This is a genomic window from Planktothrix pseudagardhii, assembly GCF_904830925.1.
In the GTDB taxonomy this organism is placed as follows: domain Bacteria; phylum Cyanobacteriota; class Cyanobacteriia; order Cyanobacteriales; family Microcoleaceae; genus Planktothrix; species Planktothrix tepida.
This window is the reverse complement of the sequence record NZ_LR882967.1, coordinates 2,798,772-2,819,619: the sequence shown is the minus strand read 5'-3', so window position 1 is coordinate 2,819,619 and position 20,848 is coordinate 2,798,772. Positions and strand designations below refer to the sequence as shown.

The 20,848-nt window shown below is 39.4% G+C and carries 15 protein-coding genes and 1 pseudogene; 11 read left to right on the top strand and 5 right to left on the bottom strand.

Features of this window, described 5'->3' with window-relative positions; all coding sequences use genetic code 11:
• Window positions 1-47: 47 nt before the first annotated feature.
• The gene (locus tag NMK36_RS11935; protein ID WP_254173787.1) at window positions 48-1,082 is read left to right on the top strand and encodes a glycosyltransferase family 2 protein; all 1,035 of its coding nucleotides are present in this window, start codon (window positions 48-50) and stop codon (window positions 1,080-1,082) included.
• On the opposite strand, the gene NMK36_RS11930 is transcribed toward NMK36_RS11935, so the two are convergent.
• Genes NMK36_RS11930 through NMK36_RS11920 form a run of 3 tightly spaced genes read right to left on the bottom strand, consistent with a single transcriptional unit; the run spans window position 1,069 to window position 7,258 of the window.
• Window positions 1,069-3,315, bottom strand: coding sequence for a tetratricopeptide repeat protein (locus NMK36_RS11930; RefSeq protein ID WP_254173786.1), 2,247 nt, complete (start codon window positions 3,313-3,315; stop codon window positions 1,069-1,071). The genes NMK36_RS11935 and NMK36_RS11930 overlap by 14 nt on opposite strands.
• 30 nt (window positions 3,316-3,345) lie before the next feature.
• Window positions 3,346-6,006, bottom strand: a complete 2,661-nt coding sequence (locus tag NMK36_RS11925; RefSeq protein ID WP_072721605.1) for a tetratricopeptide repeat protein — start codon at window positions 6,004-6,006, stop codon at window positions 3,346-3,348.
• Window positions 6,007-6,064: 58 nt separating this feature from the next.
• On the bottom strand, window positions 6,065-7,258 hold the full coding sequence (locus NMK36_RS11920) for an RNA-guided endonuclease InsQ/TnpB family protein (RefSeq protein WP_072721606.1): 1,194 nt from the start codon (window positions 7,256-7,258) through the stop codon (window positions 6,065-6,067).
• 652 nt (window positions 7,259-7,910) lie between these two features.
• Here NMK36_RS11920 and NMK36_RS11915 point away from each other — a divergent pair.
• From NMK36_RS11915 to NMK36_RS11890, 6 genes are all read left to right on the top strand, one after another.
• Window positions 7,911-8,726, top strand: a complete 816-nt coding sequence (locus NMK36_RS11915) for an SDR family NAD(P)-dependent oxidoreductase (RefSeq protein ID WP_254173785.1) — start codon at window positions 7,911-7,913, stop codon at window positions 8,724-8,726.
• A 237-nt stretch (window positions 8,727-8,963) separates the two neighbouring features.
• Entirely contained in the window at window positions 8,964-9,485 is a 522-nt protein-coding gene (locus NMK36_RS11910) for a photosystem I assembly protein Ycf3 (protein WP_072721608.1), read from the top strand.
• Window positions 9,486-9,539: 54 nt separating this feature from the next.
• Window positions 9,540-9,833 (top strand): Asp-tRNA(Asn)/Glu-tRNA(Gln) amidotransferase subunit GatC, encoded by a 294-nt coding sequence (gene gatC / locus NMK36_RS11905; protein ID WP_072721610.1) that lies wholly within the window; start codon window positions 9,540-9,542, stop codon window positions 9,831-9,833.
• A 295-nt stretch (window positions 9,834-10,128) separates the two neighbouring features.
• The gene (gene psbD, locus NMK36_RS11900) at window positions 10,129-11,187 is read left to right on the top strand and encodes a photosystem II D2 protein (photosystem q(a) protein) (RefSeq protein WP_072721612.1); all 1,059 of its coding nucleotides are present in this window, start codon (window positions 10,129-10,131) and stop codon (window positions 11,185-11,187) included.
• Between the two features lie 224 nt (window positions 11,188-11,411).
• Complete coding sequence (locus NMK36_RS11895) at window positions 11,412-12,473, top strand: ParA family protein (RefSeq protein ID WP_254173784.1); 1,062 nt, start codon at window positions 11,412-11,414, stop codon at window positions 12,471-12,473.
• On the top strand, window positions 12,457-13,206 hold the full coding sequence (locus NMK36_RS11890; protein ID WP_072721615.1) for a HEPN domain-containing protein: 750 nt from the start codon (window positions 12,457-12,459) through the stop codon (window positions 13,204-13,206). The genes NMK36_RS11895 and NMK36_RS11890 overlap by 17 nt, the downstream gene beginning before the upstream one ends.
• A 67-nt stretch (window positions 13,207-13,273) precedes the next feature.
• Here the strand turns inward: NMK36_RS11890 and NMK36_RS11885 are convergent, their stop codons facing one another.
• Entirely contained in the window at window positions 13,274-13,810 is a 537-nt protein-coding gene (locus NMK36_RS11885) for a DUF1499 domain-containing protein (RefSeq protein ID WP_083580167.1), read from the bottom strand.
• A gap of 143 nt (window positions 13,811-13,953) precedes the next feature.
• Between NMK36_RS11885 and NMK36_RS11880 the strand changes: the two genes are divergently transcribed.
• The 4 genes and pseudogenes from NMK36_RS11880 to NMK36_RS11865 all read left to right on the top strand — a co-directional run bounded on the left by NMK36_RS11880 (window position 13,954) and on the right by NMK36_RS11865 (window position 18,280).
• A complete protein-coding gene (locus NMK36_RS11880; RefSeq protein ID WP_072721617.1) occupies window positions 13,954-14,433 on the top strand; it encodes a CBS domain-containing protein in 480 nt (159 codons plus the stop codon).
• A gap of 214 nt (window positions 14,434-14,647) precedes the next feature.
• Entirely contained in the window at window positions 14,648-15,310 is a 663-nt protein-coding gene (gene nblB / locus NMK36_RS11875; RefSeq protein WP_072721619.1) for a phycobilisome degradation protein NblB, read from the top strand.
• A gap of 217 nt (window positions 15,311-15,527) precedes the next feature.
• Window positions 15,528-16,007, top strand: a pseudogene (locus NMK36_RS11870) (MBL fold metallo-hydrolase); the annotation flags it as partial.
• Window positions 16,008-16,381: 374 nt separating this feature from the next.
• Window positions 16,382-18,280, top strand: coding sequence for a cation:proton antiporter (locus NMK36_RS11865; protein WP_072721622.1), 1,899 nt, complete (start codon window positions 16,382-16,384; stop codon window positions 18,278-18,280).
• 39 nt (window positions 18,281-18,319) lie between these two features.
• Here the strand turns inward: NMK36_RS11865 and NMK36_RS11860 are convergent, their stop codons facing one another.
• Window positions 18,320-20,542 carry a hypothetical protein gene (locus NMK36_RS11860; RefSeq protein ID WP_254173783.1) on the bottom strand — a complete coding sequence of 741 codons (2,223 nt, stop codon included), beginning with the start codon at window positions 20,540-20,542 and terminating at the stop codon, window positions 18,320-18,322.
• Between the last annotated feature and the right edge of the window lie 306 nt (window positions 20,543-20,848).

The window sequence follows — 20,848 nt, the reverse complement described above, 5'->3', positions numbered from 1 at the left end:
AAATCAACCCTAACATTTAACATTGAATCAAGTTCTGGATTAAATCTATGTCCAATTCCTTAGAAACTCCCCAAATTAGTATTGTGATTCCAGCATACAACTGCGATCGCTATATTGGGCAAGCGATCGAAAGTATTCTTAATCAAACTTATTCTGCTTATGAAATTATTGTCGTGGATGATGGTTCCCAGGACAACACCCGGGAAGCGTTACAACCCTATTCTCAACAGATTCACTATGTTTATCAACAAAACCAAGGGGTTTCTGTCGCGCGAAATCATGGGTTAAATTTAGCACGAGGAGAGTTTATTGTTTTCCTCGATGGGGACGATACTTTTCTTCCTGATAAATTAACAACTCAACTCGCCGTTTTTGAAGCACAACCCCGCCTGGGACTGGTTCAAAGTGGATGGCGGCGCGTGAACCAACAGGGAGAAACCCTAATGGATGCGACACCTTGGGACTATGTTCCTGAATTGAATTTAGAAATGTGGTTACGTTGGAAACCTTTAGGAACAATGGGAACTTTAATGTTTCGTCGAGACTGGTTATTAAAAGTTGCAGGGTTTGAAAGGGGGTTAGCTCATGGGGAGGATGTAGATTTAATTTTAAGATTAGCATTATTAGGCTGTGAATCCGCTTGGTTACGTCAGTCAACGGTTTGTTATCGTCAACATGACCGCAACACAATGCGGGATGGAATTTCTCAAGCAAAATCGATTAATTATGTTTTGGATAAATTTTTTAATCTTCCCAATATTCCCTTAGAAATTCGGTTAATTGAAAATTGGGTGCGGTATAGTACCTTAGTTTGGAGTTCTTGGTATTTATATTATACAGGTTTCCCGCTAGAAATGGCAGAATATTTACAAAAAGCTTGGCAATATACCCCATTTTTAGCGGTAGAAACTTTAACAAACTGGACAGAAAGCTTTGTTCATTATTCTAATAGTTTAGGACAGCCTTTATCTGTGAATCAACTCTGTAGTTTACCGGAATGGCAAAATTTAACAACTTGGGTTTTACAACAAACAATACAACAACGTTCTCAACCTTTAGAAGCAGGAATTAAGTTATTTTAATTTCAGCTAATTCTAACAATTTCATGAACTCATCCAGATTAATTTTCATATCGAGTTGTCCGAGATGAGTTAAATTTTCTGTTGTTTTATCAATGACTTCACTAATTAAATAGTAATGTTCTAACTGACAAAGATTGCTAATCAATCGATAATAAATCGGAACATAATCTGGGTGAAATAGCTCAATAATTTTAGTTCTAGGTTGACAAAATACAATATTAGATAATCCAGCACCATGGGGCGCTATTACAACGGATGCGGTCGCCATTAATTCTACTTGTTCGGAAAAGCTTAAAGTTTCTAAAACCACGCTTTCAAAGTTTAATGGTTTCAGACATTGAAATAATTCATCTTGGTTAATAACATTACGATAACTTGCTTTTTCTCGACTCAAATAAATTCGACGATAAGGGGTAATATTCCCAATATTGGAAGGAAGAAAAGCTGATCTCAAAAAGTTACACACCCATGCAGGTGTGATCACATTTTTGTACATTAAATTCGGGGAAGGAACAATAATTTTATGAGCTTGAATATGATGATGAGTCATACTCACTATAATTTTAGACAAGGGAACACCAAGCTTAACTAAGGTTTCTTTTTGATAAGTTGGATAGTCTGCATTAATCACAAAATAATCAATATCATCCCAGGAAATCCCACTTTCTTGAATTAAATGAAAACCGGGTAAAACATCATACAGCCAATGAAAATAGGTTGCTCCCCAACGCACCGATAAAAAGGCAATTGTTCCCTCAATTTGATAGACTGGTGCTAATTGATTCGACGATAAAACTAATTCAGCACATCCCGTTGAAAGATCCGTAACTAATTGATTATTTTCTGTTATAATGGCACTGGTGGCTAAATCTCCCCAGGCTCTAGCATTCTCTAAAATGGCTACAAATGCTTTTTGAGTTGTAGCGTGATCAAACATTAAACAAAATTGAGATTGAGAAATTGTTTTTGACGGAGTTAAAGTAATATTAGATTCAGAATAAATAGGTATAAAATTGATTTGAGAATCAATCTGGGATAAAGTCAGTTGGTGTGTCGGAATGGGACAATATTTTTGAAGAATTGCAGAGGGTATTTCTCTAGCGTTATAACAGCCTAAACCTTCTTCATCATATCCTTGTTGCATCAAAACCTCAGCAATTATATCGTAAGGTTTCATAAAATCAGGATTAATTTTTAAGGCTTCAAGACAACAATAAATAGCCTGTTCCCATTGCTTTTGTTTTAACCAAACATCTCCTAAATCTGCATAATATTGAGAAAGATTAGGATTAATCTGAATCGCTTTTGTATAATAAAAAATTGCATCTACAATCTTATTGTTGACTTTATAAATATTTCCTAAAATATGGTAAAGTTCATCCGCTTCAGGACGTTTCTTTAACTGTTCTTCAAAAATTAAACTTGCTTGAATTAATTCTTGAGATTGTATAATTTTAGGAATAATCTCATCTAATAGCTCTTGATAATAGGCATTAGATTTAGCCGCTTCATAATAGGCAATAACAGCCTCATACCATTGGTGAGTTTCTAATAACGCTTTTCCTAATTTGGGATAAAACCAATCAATATTATTCTCAATTTTAATAGCTTGACGATAAGCTTTTATTGCTTCTAACCATTGTTGTTTTCCAGAAAAAGCTTCTCCTAACCAATAATAAGCTTGATGGGAATTAGGATAAATTTCTAAAGTTTTTAAATACAAAGAAATTGCTTGATCCCATTTGCTTTGAGAAATTAAACTTTTGCCGAAATCAATATGAGATTGAAGGGGGATAGATTCAGGTTCTAAAATTAATACTTGAAACCAACATTCTAGTGCTTTTTCGGGTTGGTTTAGGTAGCTAAAAACACTATATAAATTTCGGTAAATCCCGACTTGATTCGGTTTTAACTGTAAAGCAATTTCATAGAATTTTAAAGCTTTTTCCCATTGCTGTTGTTGTAGATAAACTGTCCCTAAATTCCCTAGAACTTCGACCCAGTTCGGTTGTAGTTTTAAGGCTTTTTCATAGTATGATTTAGCTTCCTCTAGTTGTCCTTGCAATTGTTTTGCTAACCCAATGGTACTGTAAGCTAACGCAAAATTAGGTTGCAATTGTAAGATGTTTTGACAAGTTGTAATCGCTTCTTCATATTGCTGTTGAGCGATATGGCGAGACGCTTGTTGATATAAAACAATGACAGAATTGTCTGGTGTTTCAGATGGTTGCATGATCTCGACCCTGATAAAATATTGACAAGATTAAGAAAGTTCTGTAACTCCAGCTAATTCTAATAAACTCATTAAATCATCGATATTAATCCGCATATCTAATAATCCTAAAAACGTAATATCATCTAAAGCTTCATTTTCGACAAGCTCTCCAATTAAATAATAATGTTCTAGCTCACAGATATTACTAATAATTCGATAACAAGGTGGAATATGAGTGGGTGCAAATAATTCAATCACCTTAGTTCCAGGCTGACAAAACACAATATTAGATAAGCCCGCACCATGGGGAGTTAAAACCACTGACGCACTAGCCATTAATTCGGCTTGTTCAGAAATCGTTAAAGATTCTAGTACAACGCTCTCAAAGTTCAAGGGTTCTAAACGTTTAAGTAACTCATCTTGATTCACCAGATGACGGTAACTGGCTTGTTCTCGACTAATATAGATGCGACGGTTTGTAGAAATTTTCTGAAAATCTTGAGAAACAAATTGTTGTTTGAGGAATTTGCAAATCCAAGGAGAAGTTGTTGTGGAATTATGGAAAAAATTAGGCGCGGGAACAATAATTTTTTGCGCTTGAATATAAGGTTGATAACGACTTTCGATAATTTTGGATTCTGGGATACCTAATTTTTGTAAGGTTTGCTTTTGATAGGGAGAACGATAACTATTGAAAACGAAATAATCAATACTATCTAAGGAAATACCGCTTTCTTGAATCAAATGAATACCCGGTAAAACATCATACAACCAATGATAAAATGCTTCTCCCCATTGCACGGATAAAAAGGCAACCGTTCCATCAATTTTATATGCTGGGGGTAATTTATTAGAGGATAAAACCAATTCAGCGCATCCGGTTGAAATATCAGTGAGTAATTCATTTTGTGCAGTCATAATTGCACTGGTCGCTGAATCTCCCCAGACTTTCCCATTCTCTAATATCACGACAAAAGCATTTCGAGTTTCAGCTTGACCAAAAATAAAGCCGGGATGAAATTGAGCAATTGTTCGAGAGGGGTTTAGAGGAATTTGACTAGCTGGATAAACGGGAATATAAGTCACATGAGAACTAAAGTCTGATGTAATCAATTGATCAGGATTAATAGAACAGTATTGTTCTAAAAGTGACCAAGGTAATTCTTTATAGTTATAACATTTTAAAGCTTCTTCTGTTTTTCCTTGCTGCTGTAAAATTTTAGCAATATTTTGATAAGCTTCAATTAAATCCGGCTTCATTTGTAAAGCGTCCATTAAGTAGGACATGGCTAGATCTAATTCTTGTTTTTTTAACCAAGCTTCTCCTAATCCAGCATAATATTCAGCGACTTTTGAATTAAGATTGATAGCTGTTTGATAGGATGCGATCGCTTCATCAATTTGACCTTGAGAGTTATATAAATTCCCTAATTGATAATGTAAAATATGAGCTTTGGGAGTCACTTCAAGACATTTTTGATAAACGGAAATAGCAGTTTCTATTTCCTCCTGTTCAATTAAGGTATCTGCTAATTGATCTAACAGCCAAAGATTATTCGGATTGAGTTCAACGGCTTTACAATAAGCATCAATTGCCTGATTCCATTGTTTTTGACCTGTAAATAATTTTCCGATTTGGGGATATAACCAATCCACATTCGGTTCCAGTTCAATTGCTTGCTGATAGCAAGTTAACGCTTCCTCAAACTGTTGCATTTCCAACAAGCTATTTCCTAGGGTAAAATGCAACCAAAAGCCATCAGGATTAATCTCAATAGCTTGGCGATACCAATCAACAGCTTCTTGATGTTTTCCGGTTTTAGAACAAATTTCTCCTAATTTAAAATAAGAACCGAAAAATTTAGGATTAAGGGCAATTCCTTGGTAATAAGCAAGGGTGGCTTCTTCCCATCTTTGTTGTTCAGATAAAGCATTTCCCAGTTGATGATATGTCCAGGAAAAATTCGGGCTGAGTTCAATGGCTTTTTGGTAATTTGCGATCGCTTCATCCCATTTTTGTTGCTGAACTAACGCATCTCCTAAACTTTGATAAAACAGGTAACTATCGGGATCAAGACTAATTGCTTGATTATAGGCGGCGATCGCATCTTCCCATTGTTGTTTCCGGCTTAAAGCTTCTCCCAAACTAAAATAGGAGTGGGGCAAATTGGGATAAATTTCTACGCCCTTAGTATAGAGTTCCAGAGCTTGATCTAATTTGCCTTTTTCAATTAACGTTTTTCCAAAATCCATATAATCTTGAGGAGAAACGCATTGTGGCTCTAAAATTAAGGCTTGAAACCAAGCATGATTCGCTTCTTCCGGTTGATTGAGATTAATCCAAACCCTATATAAATTCTGATAAATTATGGCTTGATTCGGTTTAAAATGCAGCGCAGTTTGATAAGATTGCAGGGCTTCTTGCCATTGCTGTTGTTGAACATATACCGTCCCTAAATTAGCATGAACTTCCACCCAATCGGGTTTGAGGTCGAGGGCTTTGGTATACCAAAATTTGGCTTCATCTAGTTTTCCTTGCAATTGTTTAGCCAACCCCATCGTACTGTAAGTCGGGAGGAAGCGAGGTTGCAACTTCAGTGCTTGCTGACAGACTTCAACCGCCTCATCAAACTGCTGTTGGGCGATATAGCGATGTGCCTCGGCGTGCAAATCAAAAACTGTTTTCTCTGGAGTATCAGACAATGGCATGATCAACCGTGAAAGATAGAGTATCAATATAGACGTTGTAGTGAACTACTCCGACCCGCTACGCTGAGGTCGGAGCTTCCTGTCCAACAGAAAGCACAACAGTAGATTTCTTGCGTCCTCCACTATTACGTCTGACATCTGGACAACAGGCTGACTCGCTAGTTCCTAACGACAAAAAACGCAGTCCTTCATCTCTAATATTTTTGGCAGCGTTGATATCTCGGTCGTGTTTTGTACCACAATGATTACAAGTCCATTGTCGAACATCTAAAGGCAAGCTATCAACCACATTTAAGCAATGATTACAAGTTTTTGAGGAAGGGAAAAATCTATCAATTTCTAAATAGATTTTTCCTTCTTGTTCTGCTTTATAGAAAAGCATGGTCTGGAATTGACCCCATCCAACTTGAGAAATTGCTTGCGCTAAACAGTGGTTTTTGACCATGCCTTTGATATTTAGATTTTCACACACAATAACTTGGTTTTCGTTGACTATCCTGCGTGATAGCTTATGGTGAAAATCCTCACGGCATCGAGTAATTTTGTTGTGAACTTTAGCTACTTTAAGTCTGGCTTTAGATCGATTATTTGAATCTTTCTTTTTGCGAGATAATGATTTCTGTTTAATCTTGAGATTGCGCTCATGCTTTTTCAACCATCTAGGATTAGCGAATTTACTACCATCTGAAGTGATACAGAAATCGTTTAATCCCATATCTAAACCAATCGCCTTACCTTCAGATGAAGGATTGGGAATCTTCTTTCCATCCTCAAATAAAACAGAAGCATAATATTGATTACACTTGTTTTTGGTGATAGTTACAGTTTTAATCGCTCCCTCTATAGGACGGTGAATTTTAGCAAATATTTCACCAATTTTGGGAAAGCATAAACTATTACCACTGATTCTTACATTTTGAGGATAAGATAAAGATTGTTTCCCGTGTTTAGATTTGAATCTAGGATAGTCTGCACGTCTTTCAAAGAAGTTAATGAACCCTCGACTAAGGTTTAAGCAAACAACTTGCAAGCATTGGCTATAGGTATTTTTCAACCATTCATATTCTTTCTTGAGAGCAGGTAATTGTTTTTGTAAGTCGTAACGTGATAATCCTTTCCCGGTTTGTTGATAGGTTTCATTTGTCAAGTTCAAAAAACGATTCCACAGCCAACGAACCGAGCCAAAAGCTTGAGCTAATAACTCCTGTTGTTGAACGGTGGGATAGATTCTGACTTTGACTGTTTTGAGCATCTTACCAGGAACCACGTTTACGATAAAATGCTAACAAACGAAGTTTGAGATTGTCAAGTGCTGATCGCACTTTTTGTTTTTCCAAAATTCATACTCACCCTCAGTTGATCGGGGTAGGGATGAATTTTGGGATTTTGTTAATACAGATAGTTTATCAGGCGTAAAGTTTCCGGTGTTGGGTGGGCAGAGGTGCAAATCCTGAATGTTTTGTGCGCCACTCATATTCCCTAACTCCATCAGGGTAAGGCATCAGATAGCCTGACAACTCCGGTCTATTTATCAATTATGAAGTAATATTAAGCAAATTTTATTAAAAATTGTTGCAAGTTCTTGATTGGCTTGTTAGATTGTGCATAGAGGGTCTTTCCAATCAATGCTCGTATTGAGGAGACATTTGAGCCATGGGTGAAATCAATGTTGCTCTATTCACCAGGAATTAAGGAAAAAAGATAGCCTGGTCTGTTGTCTAATCATGACCCATTACTGATCTCTACACTCATGATCCAAAATTTTTAACCTTTCAAGATTGTTTCAACTCTGCATAGAGGAATATCGGTGTTTCTAACGGTTGTTAGGCGGGGATGGAAAGAAATTTTATCCTAAATCCCTGGCGAAATTGCACCGAATTCCTCCTCAACAGGAGGTTTTTGCGATGACTATTCAAGGAAAAACAGCCCTAATTACGGGGGCTTCTCGTGGAATTGGCCGGGCAATTGCCTTAGAATTTGCTCAACATCACGTTAAACGTCTGATTCTAGTGGCACGAGATCGTCAGCGATTAGCTGAATTAGCGACAGAATTAGAACCGATGGGGGTGGAAGTTATTACCTTAGCCTTAGACTTAACCCAACCCGTTAAAGTTAATATTGCCATGGCCCAGGCTTGGCGATCTTACGGGCCGATTGAAATTTTAGTCAATTGTGCTGGAGTCGCCCACCAAAAGCCCTTTTTACAATCCAAACTCCTAGATGTTCAAGAAGAAATCTCCTTGAATTTAATCGGGTTGTATACCATTACTCATGCCATTGCCCGACGCATGGCCCATCGCCAATCGGGAACGATTGTGAATGTATCGAGTTTAATGGGAAAAATTGCGGCTCCCACGATGTCCACCTATTCGGCGACCAAATTCGCGATTTTGGGATTTACGGAAGCCTTACGTCGGGAATTAGCGACCTACAATATTCGCGTTATGGCCTTATTACCCACCTTAACGGATACGGATATGACACGAGATTTACAACTGTTTCGTTGGGTGGTTCCCATGACCCCCGAACAAGTTGCCAAGGTGTTAGTCGCGGGGTTGGATAAAGACACCTCAGAAATTTTAGTCGGGTGGCAAAGCCATTTAGCTGTCTGGTGCAACCGCTTTGCACCTTGGTTGATGGAAAAAATTCTTCTGTTGACATCCCCCGTCACCCAAAAAATCCAAAAATCCTATCCCATCCTCACAGAAGCGGACTGTTAAGGGAATAGGCACTCTTGCAATGGGCAATGGGCAATAGGCAATAGGCACTCTTGCAATGGGCAATAGCGATTTATTCTATTCCCATTGCTCCCTGTTGACTGATAACTGATGACTGATAACTGATAACTGATAACTGATGACTGATGACTGATTAAGGTAACATGATTGCAATAGGCTGTTAAGGAACTTTCTCAAATCCTGAAATTCCCCGCCTCAACCTTTGGAGATTAAAATTTTATGCCGAGATCACAACGGAACGATAACTTTATTGATAAAACCTTTACGGTTATGGCAGATATGATTCTCAAGATGCTGCCCACCAACCAAAAAGCTAAAGAAGCTTTTGCCTACTATCGAGATGGAATGTCAGCCCAGGCGGATGGGGAATATGCAGAAGCTTTAGAAAATTATTATGAAGCATTAACCTTAGAAGAAGATCCCTATGATCGGAGTTTTATTCTCTATAATATTGGGTTAATTCATGCCAGTAATGGCGAACATGAAGAAGCCTTAGAGTATTATCACCAATCCATTGAATTAAACCCCCGAATGCCTCAAGCTTTGAATAATATTGCGGTCATTTACCATTATCAAGGAGAAAAAGCCAAAGAAGCTGGAGATGAGGAGAAAGCGGAACAAGAATTTCGCAAAGCTGCGGAATATTGGATCAGAGCCATTCAGTTAGCACCCAATAACTATATTGAAGCTCAGAACTGGCTGAAAGTGACAGGTAGAAGCAAGATTGATGTTTATTTCTAAGGGTTTTACCGTTGATCAATTTTCCCATTCACCTGTTATTAATTTAAGAAAACTATGTCAATTGATCGTGAACAAGTTGGTAAAGTCGCTCATCTCGCTAGACTAAAATTAACCCCAGAAGAAGAAGAAAAATTTACGGCTCAACTGGGTGAAATTTTAGATTATTTCGAGCAATTAAATGAACTCGATACGACTAAAGTTCCTCCCATGACACGAGCCATTGAAATGAGTAATATTACTCGACCTGATCAAGGGGAACCCTATGCCAAACGGGACAATATTCTAGCCAACGCCCCTGCACAAGAGGGAGACTATTTCAAAGTCCCTAAAATTATGGCTGAAGAATAAACAGCTATAGCACTACGCATTACTGTAGAGACGCGCCTATTGATGCCGTAAGGCTATTGGCGCGTCTCTAGTAGATCTGAAAGCCTTTTTCCCTGTTCCCAATTCCCTTTTTTGAATTCGGGACTCAAAACTGTTGCTGAACTCAAGATTTACCTCTATACTATGAAGTGACGTAAAGAAACATTAACTGTACTCATCAAATTTCTCAGATTCTGCTATTGCAGATGAGAGGAGCTTAATGGGAGCACATAACTCTTTACGACTTGTCATTATATATATTCGGAGATTTGCGTCCATGACTATTGCAGTCGAAAGACCGCAAGTGCAACGGGGATGGTTTGATGTCCTCGACGACTGGCTCAAACGCGATCGTTTTGTCTTCGTGGGTTGGTCAGGAGTTCTACTGTTTCCTTGTGCTTATCTAGCCCTTGGTGGCTGGTTAACCGGAACAACCTTTGTTACTTCCTGGTACACCCACGGTTTAGCAAGCTCTTATTTAGAAGGCTGTAACTTCTTAACAGCCGCTGTTAGTAGCCCCGCCAACAGCTTAGGACATTCCTTGCTGTTCCTGTGGGGGCCAGAAGCTCAGTGGGACTTCACTCGTTGGTGTCAACTGGGTGGACTGTGGGCATTTGTGGCTCTGCACGGTGCTTTCGCCCTGATCGGCTTTTGTCTGCGTCAGTTAGAAATTGCCCGTTTAGTCGGCATTCGTCCCTACAACGCCATCGCCTTCACTGGGCCGATTGCGGTATTCGTCAGTGTGTTCCTGATGTACCCCTTGGGTCAGTCTAGCTGGTTCTTTGGCCCTAGCTTTGGGGTGGCGGGAATCTTCCGCTTCATCCTATTCCTGCAAGGGTTCCATAACTGGACACTGAATCCCTTCCACATGATGGGAGTCGCGGGAATCCTCGGTGGTGCGCTGCTGTGCGCCATTCACGGAGCGACGGTGGAAAATACCTTGTTTGAAGATGGCGACAAAGCCAACACCTTCCGGGCTTTTGAACCGACTCAAGCAGAAGAAACCTATTCTATGGTGACCGCCAACCGCTTCTGGTCACAAATCTTCGGGATTGCGTTTTCCAACAAACGTTGGTTACACTTCTTCATGTTGTTCGTGCCTGTCACGGGACTGTGGATGAGTTCCATCGGTATTGTCGGTTTAGCATTAAACCTGCGGGCTTATGATTTCGTCTCCCAAGAATTACGGGCAGCCGAAGATCCTGAGTTTGAAACGTTCTATACCAAGAACATTCTGTTAAATGAAGGTCTGCGGGCTTGGATGGCTCCTGCGGATCAACCCCACGAAAACTTCATCTTCCCTGAAGAAGTTCTACCTCGTGGTAACGCTCTGTAATTAGAGTCTCTAATTACTAGGGAATGATTTAAAAACATCCGATTAATTTTAAAACCTCCTACAAAATTTGTAGGAGGTTTTATTAGTGGAATTGATTTGAACCCACACTCTGCACTTCTTAACAATAGGTAAAGGAGGCTTTAGGATAACAGAAATTGACATGAAACATAACTTTAATCTATAATAGAGCTATTATTATTTTAATTCTAAAGTTAATTACAACAATGGTTCAAAAAATTGCTCTATTTAATCATAAAGGTGGTGTTAGCAAAACAACCACGACCTTTAATCTAGGTTGGATGTTGGCAGAGAAAGGAAAAAAAGTGATCTTAGCTGATACCGATCCTCAGTGTAATCTAACAGGAATGGCATTAGGAGAAGGTACAGAAGAAGATGAAGAAATAATAGAACAAATTTATAATACAAAATCTAACATTAAAACAGGTTTAGCTCCTGCATTTGAGTCTCAACCCAAAGCAATTGAAGCTATAGATTGTCTTCCAATAGAAGGTCGAGACGGATTATTTTTACTTCCAGGTAATGTGGGATTAGCTGAATATGAAGTCACACTGGGTATTGCACAAGAGTTAAGCGGGTCAATTCAAACGCTTAAAAATTTACCGGGTTCAATTAATTATTTATTTGAAAGAACAGCTAAAAAGTTTGATGCTGACTATATTTTAATTGATATGAGTCCCAGCTTGGGATCTATTAATCAGAATTTATTAATGATCAGTGATTTTTTTATAGTCCCTACAACGGCTGACTTTTTCTCCGTGATGGCTATTGATTCTTTGTCTAAAGTTTTACCGAAGTGGTATCGTTGGGCTAAATCTGCCAGCGATTTACCAATTTTAAAAGAGGCTGATTATCCTTTTCCTGATTTGACGTTACGCTTTCTAGGAACAATTGTACAAAATTATCGGATTAAAAATGGTCAGGAAACAAAAGCTTTTGAAAATTGGATTAAACGAATTGAGGAAACTGTTAGCTACAAGCTAGTTCCTAGTTTGCGAAGAAATAATATGCTATTACCAGAGAAGGCTTATAAACAGCAACAAATTCAAGATACTTTTACTTTAAAAAAGATTCCTAATTTCAATAGTTTAATTGCATTATCTCAAAAACATCAAACTCCAGTTTTTCGCTTAAGTCAAGTAGAGGTGAAACTACGGGGTCAAGCATTACGACAAAATCAACAGAAGCAACAGGAATTTGAAGAAATTTTTTCAAACTTAGCTGATAAAGTTATTGCCTTAACCTCCGCTTATGCAGTCAGCCATTGATCAATTTCGGATTAGTATAAGTCGTGTAAGAGATTTAATTGCTTTGCATAATTCTATCAAAGTTCAAGCGACTAATGTTTTAGATGTTTCAGATATTTTAAGATCTGCTTTAGTTTTAGCGGTGAGTGCATTAGATTATTATGTTCATGAAGTTGTCACGTTAGGAATGTTAGAAATTTATCGAAGTCAACGTCCTGAACCCAGAGCTACTGCGAATACAAATCAATCCGCCTTCGCCCGTTTTCAAATCTCATTAGGTACAGCACGGCAAGATAGAATTCTAGCTCTTGATATTGAATCCTGGTTAGAAGATGAAGTACAACAAATGCAGGGTGAGGAATTTTTGCAACAACCTCAAACCCTGGCTAATTTAATTCCTTTAATTTCCAATAGTCTTTTAAATAAACTGAATAATATTTCATTTTTAGAAAATGAGATTAGAGAAAAATTAAGTTATAAAAGTTTTCAGGAACCTGATAAAATTGCTGAGGCAATTCGGTTAATTTCTGATAAAAAATTATGGGATGAAGTAGCTACTAAAATGGGAAGAGAAACGCCAGATATTAAACAAGAGTTGAAGGCGATTATTAATCGAAGAAATAAAATTGCTCATGAAGCTGATATCAATCCAACCTACAATATTGGTGAACGTTGGTCTATTGATCAAAACCAAGTCAATGATGCTATTAACTTCATTGACCAAGTGGTTGAGAGTATAGACCAAATTCTATAACAAGATGCTAAGATTAGCGATTGCGTGAAGCGCAGGATGACGCAGGGCTTTGCTAACGTGCAGTTTTTTAAAGATAAAATTCTGCTCGAATCGCTTCAATACGTTTCCGATTTACCCCTAAATCCGATTCTCCTAAACGGGAAGCCGAACGGACTTGAATTAAATTCTCTTGTTCATCTAAATAAAATTCTACATCATCGACAAATCCCATCAGAGGCGAGGTAAATTCGGCGTAAATATAATTCGGTTCAGCCGTAATAATAGCAGCATTTTCTGTATTTTCAAGAATCGTTTGAATCTGTTTAAATGCTGTTTCAGGAGCATCTGAGTAGCTGAAAGGTTCAATTTGATGAAGATCATCTATACCTTGGCTAGAAACACAATTCGGAGTATTAGGACAGGGTGCGAATTTACCCTCTTTAATACCGAGATTTGAGGGTCGAGTTCCTGAAAAAGAAAATAAACTGGCTATCACTGGAGAAGCAGAAACTCTTAAGGCTGAAGCCGGATAAACTAAGGTCAACTGAGTGATAATGACGACCATTACTGTCACTAAGACAGAGAAATATTGAATTTTCCAAACAGACCTGATTGATTTTTTCATAGGAAATTAAGATTTGATCTTTCCCCTGATTCTACAAGAAAAGTCCCTGAAGACCCTGAAATCTTTCTGGGGAGTATGAGCAAGGAATCTTAGAACTGATATGATCAACAGTAGAGAAGTTTATCAATCAAAGACTGGAAATCATGCCCAAGACTGTTGCTGAGGTGATGACCCCCAATCCGATTCTGGCCCAGCCAGAGATGCCACTCAGAGAGGCACTTCAACTTATGGTGGACAGACATATCGGTTGTTTACCTGTGGTCAATTCATCGGGTCATTTAGTGGGGATTATCTCTGGAACAGACTTGATGTGGCAGGAAAGCGGTGTGACTCCACCCGCCTATATTACGTTTCTTGATAGTGTGATTTACTTGGAAAACTTTTCCCGGTATGAACAGGAATTACATAAAGCTTTAGGCCAAACCGTGGGAGAAGTGATGACTCCTGAACCCCTTGTGACCATTACACCGAATAAATCGTTGTCCGATGCGGCTCGGTTATTCAATGAAAAACGGGTTCACCGTTTACCTGTGGTAGAGCAATCGGGTAAAGTGATTGGAATTCTGACCTGTGGGGATATTTTGCGGGTGATGGCAACAACACAAAGTTCAAAGGCAGATTAGGCAATCGGAAACTTAATCTCTCAAGCTGCAAATGTCGGGTGAATTGAATACAGCATGAGAAAAGGTTGGGGTATTTCGTTTTTACTCCAGCCCTAAAATTATGATTGAAAATTTTTAAAAATAAGAAAATATTGATGTATTGATGTCGAAGAACGTGGTATTATCCAATCATTTCAAAACGGTTTAGAGCCTTCATTTCACAACTTTAATTTTTATGACAATTACCCCAGAATCTGTTCAAAATTTGTTAATTTCTAGTGATTTAGGCGATCGCTTACGCGGTGTAAATCAACTCAGAGAATTGGAACCTGCAATTGCATTTGAGTTAATTCAAATCCCCATTAAAGATAGTAATAGTCGAGTTCGATATGCGGCTGTTAGCCAAATGGCAACTTTGGGGGAACAGAATTTAGAAATCGCTTATGAAATATTGAGCCATCACTTATTAAATGATCCTGAAGTCGATGTACAAGCTGCTGCCGCCGATGGATTAGGTGCGTTAAAACTTAAAAATGCGTTTGATGATCTGCAAACTGTTTACAATACAACCTCTGAATGGTTACTGAAACTGAGTATTGTTGCGGCAGTGGGAGGAATAGAAGAACCTCGTGCTTTTGAACTATTAGAACAAGCGCTTCAAGATGAAAATACTCTGATTCAAACTGTTGCCATTAGTGCATTAGGAGAATTAGGAGATCACAGAGCAATTCCTTTATTAGTTCCTTTTGTAACCAATTCCGACTGGCAAGTCCGTTATCGAGTCGCCCAAGCTTTAGTTCGTTTAGGAGGTAGTGAAGCTGAAACTTTGTTAAGACAATTAGCGGAGGATGAAGTGGAAATTGTTGCTCAAGAAGCGAAATCCCCAGTCGGTGGTTAAATTACTTTAAATCAGCTAGAAGGGATAAAATCTGTTAAACCCTTAGCTTCTAACTTTAGGGGGATGAGGCTGAGGGTTTAAATCAGTTGAATAAGCTAAGACACCGATTTATCACGGGATGATTTGTTGTTGTTTTTGATAGTTATAAAACGACCTGATCTAAACCTATGAAGCAACAAGGGATTTAGAAAAGAAAGGATTTAAAGCTTTATGTCCGTTAGAAACCTGGGAGAGCTTAACGATAAAAAAAGGTCAAACTCAACTTAAATTTACGGCGATGCCAGGAAGACATGGCCCCGGACTGTTAACGGCTTTGTTACCAAAAATGATGGGAAGTTTATTAGAATTTCAAACAGAATCCTCAACAACAGGATTCCGTCTTTATATTAGTGGGGATACGTTAGTTTATGATGATTTAAAAGAAATTCCTCGGCGATATCCGAATATCAATTTAGGGTTATTACATTTGGGAGGAACAAAAATTTTAGGTGTATTACTGACAATGGATGCTAAACAGGGAATAGAAGCGATTAAAATTATTTCACCCGATGTAACAATTCCAATTCACTATAATGATTATACCGTGTTTAAATCCCCCTTGGAAGATTTTATAGAAGCTGTAAAAGTTGCAGGTTTAGAGGAAAAAGTAAGGTATTTGAACCCCGGTGAAACTTATACTTTTACGGTTAACGGTTAATAGAGATTCCTCGGTAGAGATGTGAAACGTTCCGTCTCTACTAGACATCTCCCCAATAGAAACCGGGATGGAATAAAAACAGCTTATAGAACTCATTAATTATTATTAATACAACTAAAAAAACCTATAAATCAGTTACTTGTGGAGAACCTAGCACAGGAGTGCGAGAGATTTTAAAAAATGAAACAGCCAGAAGTATTATCTCTGTTCCCAGTTAAGCTGTTCCCTTTTGAACCGAAATTTTGAACACCACTCAAATAGGATTGTTATAGTTTTTGTCTATCCCGTATCTGCGAGTTGAATTTCTGACACCTTGTAAGATAGTAAAGAACACCCCTTCCCATTTGAGTGGGTAGCCTGCGACAATAGCCCCTATGGAAACATCATCTTTTCACATTACCCTGTTGATGGTAATTACCGTCATTGCAGGGATTACGGCTCAAGTCTTGGCAGACTACCTGAAAGTTCCTGCCATCGTTTTTCTATTATTCTTTGGGATTCTCGTCGGAAATGATGGCTTGGGTGTCGTGCAGCCAAATCTTTTGGGAAGTGGGTTAGAAGTAATTGTCTCCCTCTCCGTCGCTTTAATATTATTTGAAGGGGGATTAAGTTTAGACCTGCGGGCTTTAGGTCAAGTTTCGGGCAGTATTCGCAATTTAGTGACGTTTGGAACCTTAATCACCCTAATGGGGGCAGGGATGGCGGCTCATTGGTTAGGGGAGTTTCCCTGGCAAATTGCCTTTCTCTACGCTTCCTTAGTCGTTGTTACAGGCCCAACGGTAATCGGGCCCTTGTTAAAACAAGTTTCCGTAGACCGTCAGGTGTCCGCTTTATTAGAGGGGGAAGGGGTTCTGATTGACCCCGTTGGGGCAATTTTAGCGGTTTTAGTGCTGAACGTTGTGTTAAATGGCAATACTGACCCGTTAGCAATTATGGGGCAATTGCTATTACGTTTGAGTATTGGGGCAGGAATTGGAGTAATTGGGGGCGGAATCTTGGGATGGTTCTTGAAAGCAGCCCAATTTATGTCAGAAGAATTAAAAAATTTAGTCGTATTAGCTGCCCTTTGGGGATTGTTTGATATTGCAGAATTGCTGATGAGTGAATCGGGGTTAATGACAACGGTTGTTACGGGAATGATGGTACGTTATGTTGGGATTCCCGATATGCGTCAGTTACTCCGATTTAAAGGTCAATTAACAATGTTAGCGGTGTCGGTTTTATTTATTTTATTAGCGGCGGATTTATCTTTAGATAGTATTGTGGCGTTGGGATGGGGAAGTATTTTTACAGTTTTAGCTTTAATGTGGGTGGTGCGTCCGATTAATATTTGGCTTTGTACTTTAAATAGTAATCTAAATTGGCGACAAAAATTATTTGCGTCTTGGGTTTCCCCGAGGGGAATTGTTTCTGCTTCCGTTGCGTCTTTATTTGCAATTCTACTAACCCAACGCGGAATTAACGGGGGAGATTCGATTAAAGCGTTAGTGTTTTTAACCATTATTATGACGGTGGTGATTCAAGGATTAACGGCTCGATGGATGGCAAAAACCCTAGGAATTACGTCGAGTTCGGTAACGGGGGCGGTGATTGTGGGTTCAAATCCTTTGAGTCGATTAATCGGCAAATTATTCCAAGAACGGGATGAATTAGTTGTGATGATTGATACTGATCCTGAAGCCTGTGAACAAGCAAGACAGCAAGGATTAACTGTTTATCAAAGTAGTGCTTTAGATCCAAATGTATTAGAAGAAGCGGGATTAGAATCAATCGGAACCTTCTTAGCAATGACCAGTAATGGAGAAGTTAATGTTGTTTTAGCAGAACGGGCTGATACGGAATTTAAACCGCCCCGTGTGTTGGCATTATTTCCCCGTGAACCGCAAACCAAAGCAACAGTAAATCGAGAAAAAATTCAACAAGCTTTTATCCCTGATTTACCCTTAAAACAATGGAATACCTATCTCGAAGACCGAGAAGTGAAATTAGGAGAAACGGTCTTACGCCAACCGGGTTTAGAATTTCAACGAGCGCACCTGCAAGCATTAATTCGCTCTGGAGAATTAATCCCTTTATTAATCGAACGAGATGGGAATTTGCAAGTGTTACCTGCCTCGGAATCTTGGCAAGTCGGAGATCAAATTATTTATCTGCTTCATGACCCGAAACCCAAGTTACTCAAGCGTTTATCGGGTTCTCAACAGTCTAATTTAACCTTAGAAAAACATCCCGTTGTTGAAGAAGTGCCCCTAGAAGCGTCTTTAAGCCGTTAAAAATCGGCGTTTAAATTCTAAAGACAGCCTCTAACCTACCTATTCTAAAAATAAATTAGGATTAGGTGCATTATTTCCATCACTGGGGCTAGGTTCTGATGCCGCGGGAGGTGCAGGTTCGGGTGCAGGTTCCGGCGCAGGTTCGGGTGCAGGTTCGGGTGCAGGTTCCGGCGCAGCAGCCGCAGGTTCGGGTTCAGGTTCCGGTGCTGGGGGAGGTTCTGCGGGTGCGGGAGGATAATCTGAATAACCGGAATCTGGGGCTACCGTTGAGTCATAACCTCCGCTATCGTTGGAATAGGAAGGTTCTGAATAATTAGAATTACCACTATCGCCAGAATAGGAAGGTTCCGAATAATTAGAATTACCACTATCGCTGGCATAACCGGAATCATTATAGTAGGAATCTGTTTGAGAGACAGGACGAGCTTCTTCTACAGGTTCTTGTTGTGCAGCAATGGCTGCATCGCGTTCCGAAGCCCAGCCAGCAATCGCCCCTTGAGCTTCAGAATATAACGCCCGACCGTATCGAATTTGCGAAGCTTCAGCAATAGCGCCACTGAGATTTCCCTTTCCAGCCAAATCATAAGCGCGATTCAAAATCGGTCGATCTTCTGTCGTTTGTACTTGCGCCACCCAAGCGGAAATTTTATCCCGTGCTGGCTGATACAACGCTCGACCTGAGTTAATTTTAGAGGCTTTATCAATCGCAGCACTCAGATTTCCCTGTTTTGCTAAGGCTAAGGCTTCATTCAGAAGCGGTTGATCCTCAATAATTTCAATCCGTTTTGTCCATTCAGCAATTAATGTTTGAGCTTCAACCCGTAACGGACTTCCCAACCCAACTTGACGAGCTTGCTGCACAGCCGTTTCAAACCCATCTAGGGTTTCTGTTTGGGCTAACCGTCGAGCTAAAGCCAGGTAGGGCTGATCTTCTAATCGTTGAATTTCCTTACGCCAATGGGCGACTAAGGTTTGAGCGTGAACTCGTCGAGGTTGTTGAGGCGTAATCATCTGGGCTTGATCAATTGCCAGTTGTAATGTAAAAGGATGATCAATATTCGCCACGACTGTAGCCAACTGCAAATTGAGCAGATCTTGAATCTGTTGTGAAACCTCCTCTGGTTTAACTTGCGCTTCTGGATAGGGAGGACGATTATTTCCCATTTGATCCAGAGCCGCTTGTCCTTCCCAAAGAACCGCCATTTGTTGCCAAATCGGTTGACTATTGGTTTGATTCCAACTGAGGGCTTTAATTTGACCCATTAAAATCAAATTTTGGGATTCTGCATACAAAGGCGAATAGTGGGGAACCAAACTGGCAATATCTGTGAAACCCTCTATCTTTTTTTCTTTTAATTCTTTAACGGCTAAATCCAGTAAAGAGCGACTCCAATTTTTAATTTCTTTGACCGCCCCAGCTTGAATATAAAGTTTTTTATCAATTTTGTTGGCTAAAGCGATCGCTTCGGCTAATTTTTCGGGAGTATTTTCCTTGGCTAACTCACGGGCTTCATTCAAGCGTTGATTGCCTTGACGTTCCAAACTTAAGCGATCCATAATTTCATTAAACCGCTTTTCACTCCAATGGGTATTATTTAATTTTGATAACGCTTGGGCATATCCAAAAGCTTGTGTCCAATCTAAATCTTGCATGGCTTTCAGGGCTTTATCATAAATTTTTTGCCCTTGATCCCAATTATTTTTCCAGCCCTCTATGGCAATTTCCACCTGTTCATAAGCCGGGGTATTTTTCGGAACAATATTAACAATGGCTAAGGCTGCGTTTAAATCTCCATTACTATCAATTTTTTGCTTGGCAATTTCAATTAAGGCCCGTGACCATTGTTCCATTTTTTGTTGCGCGAGTCCCTGAAGCGGGTGGTCTGCGGGCCAACTGGCAATTAAGGTAAAGGCTTGACGTAACGGTTCTATTTTGCCCGACTTTGTAGCGAGATCAGCACAATATAACCGTTCACTATCGGGAGATAAGGGGGAGATTTCTTCACAATTTGGCGCTGGAGGCATGGTTAATAACCACAGCAGAGCCCCCGTCCCCAGTGTTCCAAACCCCAAGAAAATAATCAACCACAGAAACGGCCAGCCCCAAAACCAAGGCGGAAGTTTCAAGGGAATTCGTTTCTGGACAGTTTGCTTTTCCTCTACAGTAGTTTCTGAGATGTTCTCCGAGGGTGAAGAACTCGAAACCTCCTCAGAGAATTCCGATGGAGATAAGCGGGTTTGATCAAATTGGGGTGTCGTCATTCCTTCACCGTTTCCTCATAATCGCGAATTCAGCCTAGCTCGGACTTGGAAGTCAGTTGCTGAATATCAGGCTCACTTCCCAAGCTAGTCTGAGAACCTGTGACCGTACTGAACAAACCGAAGTCGAGTTTACATTGACAATTCCCTGACTCAAAGGGAGTAATTTTTAAGGTTTGTCCTGCTGTCAGAGGAGATTAAGCCATTGTAAACGAGCAGGTCTGTTGAAAACAGAAAACCTGATAAAATCATGGCAGATCTTAAGCCAATCCTCCAACTAAAGCAAGAAGAAATTTACAAAGTCTACCC

What these genes read in the sequence shown, in the direction of transcription:
- NMK36_RS11935 (WP_254173787.1), top strand. Translation starts at nt 48, where the DNA reads ATGTCCAATTCCTTAGAAACTCCCCAAATTAGTATTGTGATTCCAGCA.
- NMK36_RS11930 (WP_254173786.1), bottom strand. Translation starts at nt 3,315, where the DNA reads ATGCAACCATCTGAAACACCAGACAATTCTGTCATTGTTTTATATCAA.
- NMK36_RS11925 (WP_072721605.1), bottom strand. Translation starts at nt 6,006, where the DNA reads ATGCCATTGTCTGATACTCCAGAGAAAACAGTTTTTGATTTGCACGCC.
- NMK36_RS11920 (WP_072721606.1), bottom strand. Translation starts at nt 7,258, where the DNA reads ATGCTCAAAACAGTCAAAGTCAGAATCTATCCCACCGTTCAACAACAG.
- NMK36_RS11915 (WP_254173785.1), top strand. Translation starts at nt 7,911, where the DNA reads ATGACTATTCAAGGAAAAACAGCCCTAATTACGGGGGCTTCTCGTGGA.
- NMK36_RS11910 (WP_072721608.1), top strand. Translation starts at nt 8,964, where the DNA reads ATGCCGAGATCACAACGGAACGATAACTTTATTGATAAAACCTTTACG.
- gatC (WP_072721610.1), top strand. Translation starts at nt 9,540, where the DNA reads ATGTCAATTGATCGTGAACAAGTTGGTAAAGTCGCTCATCTCGCTAGA.
- psbD (WP_072721612.1), top strand. Translation starts at nt 10,129, where the DNA reads ATGACTATTGCAGTCGAAAGACCGCAAGTGCAACGGGGATGGTTTGAT.
- NMK36_RS11895 (WP_254173784.1), top strand. Translation starts at nt 11,412, where the DNA reads ATGGTTCAAAAAATTGCTCTATTTAATCATAAAGGTGGTGTTAGCAAA.
- NMK36_RS11890 (WP_072721615.1), top strand. Translation starts at nt 12,457, where the DNA reads ATGCAGTCAGCCATTGATCAATTTCGGATTAGTATAAGTCGTGTAAGA.
- NMK36_RS11885 (WP_083580167.1), bottom strand. Translation starts at nt 13,810, where the DNA reads ATGAAAAAATCAATCAGGTCTGTTTGGAAAATTCAATATTTCTCTGTC.
- NMK36_RS11880 (WP_072721617.1), top strand. Translation starts at nt 13,954, where the DNA reads ATGCCCAAGACTGTTGCTGAGGTGATGACCCCCAATCCGATTCTGGCC.
- nblB (WP_072721619.1), top strand. Translation starts at nt 14,648, where the DNA reads ATGACAATTACCCCAGAATCTGTTCAAAATTTGTTAATTTCTAGTGAT.
- NMK36_RS11865 (WP_072721622.1), top strand. Translation starts at nt 16,382, where the DNA reads ATGGAAACATCATCTTTTCACATTACCCTGTTGATGGTAATTACCGTC.
- NMK36_RS11860 (WP_254173783.1), bottom strand. Translation starts at nt 20,542, where the DNA reads ATGACGACACCCCAATTTGATCAAACCCGCTTATCTCCATCGGAATTC.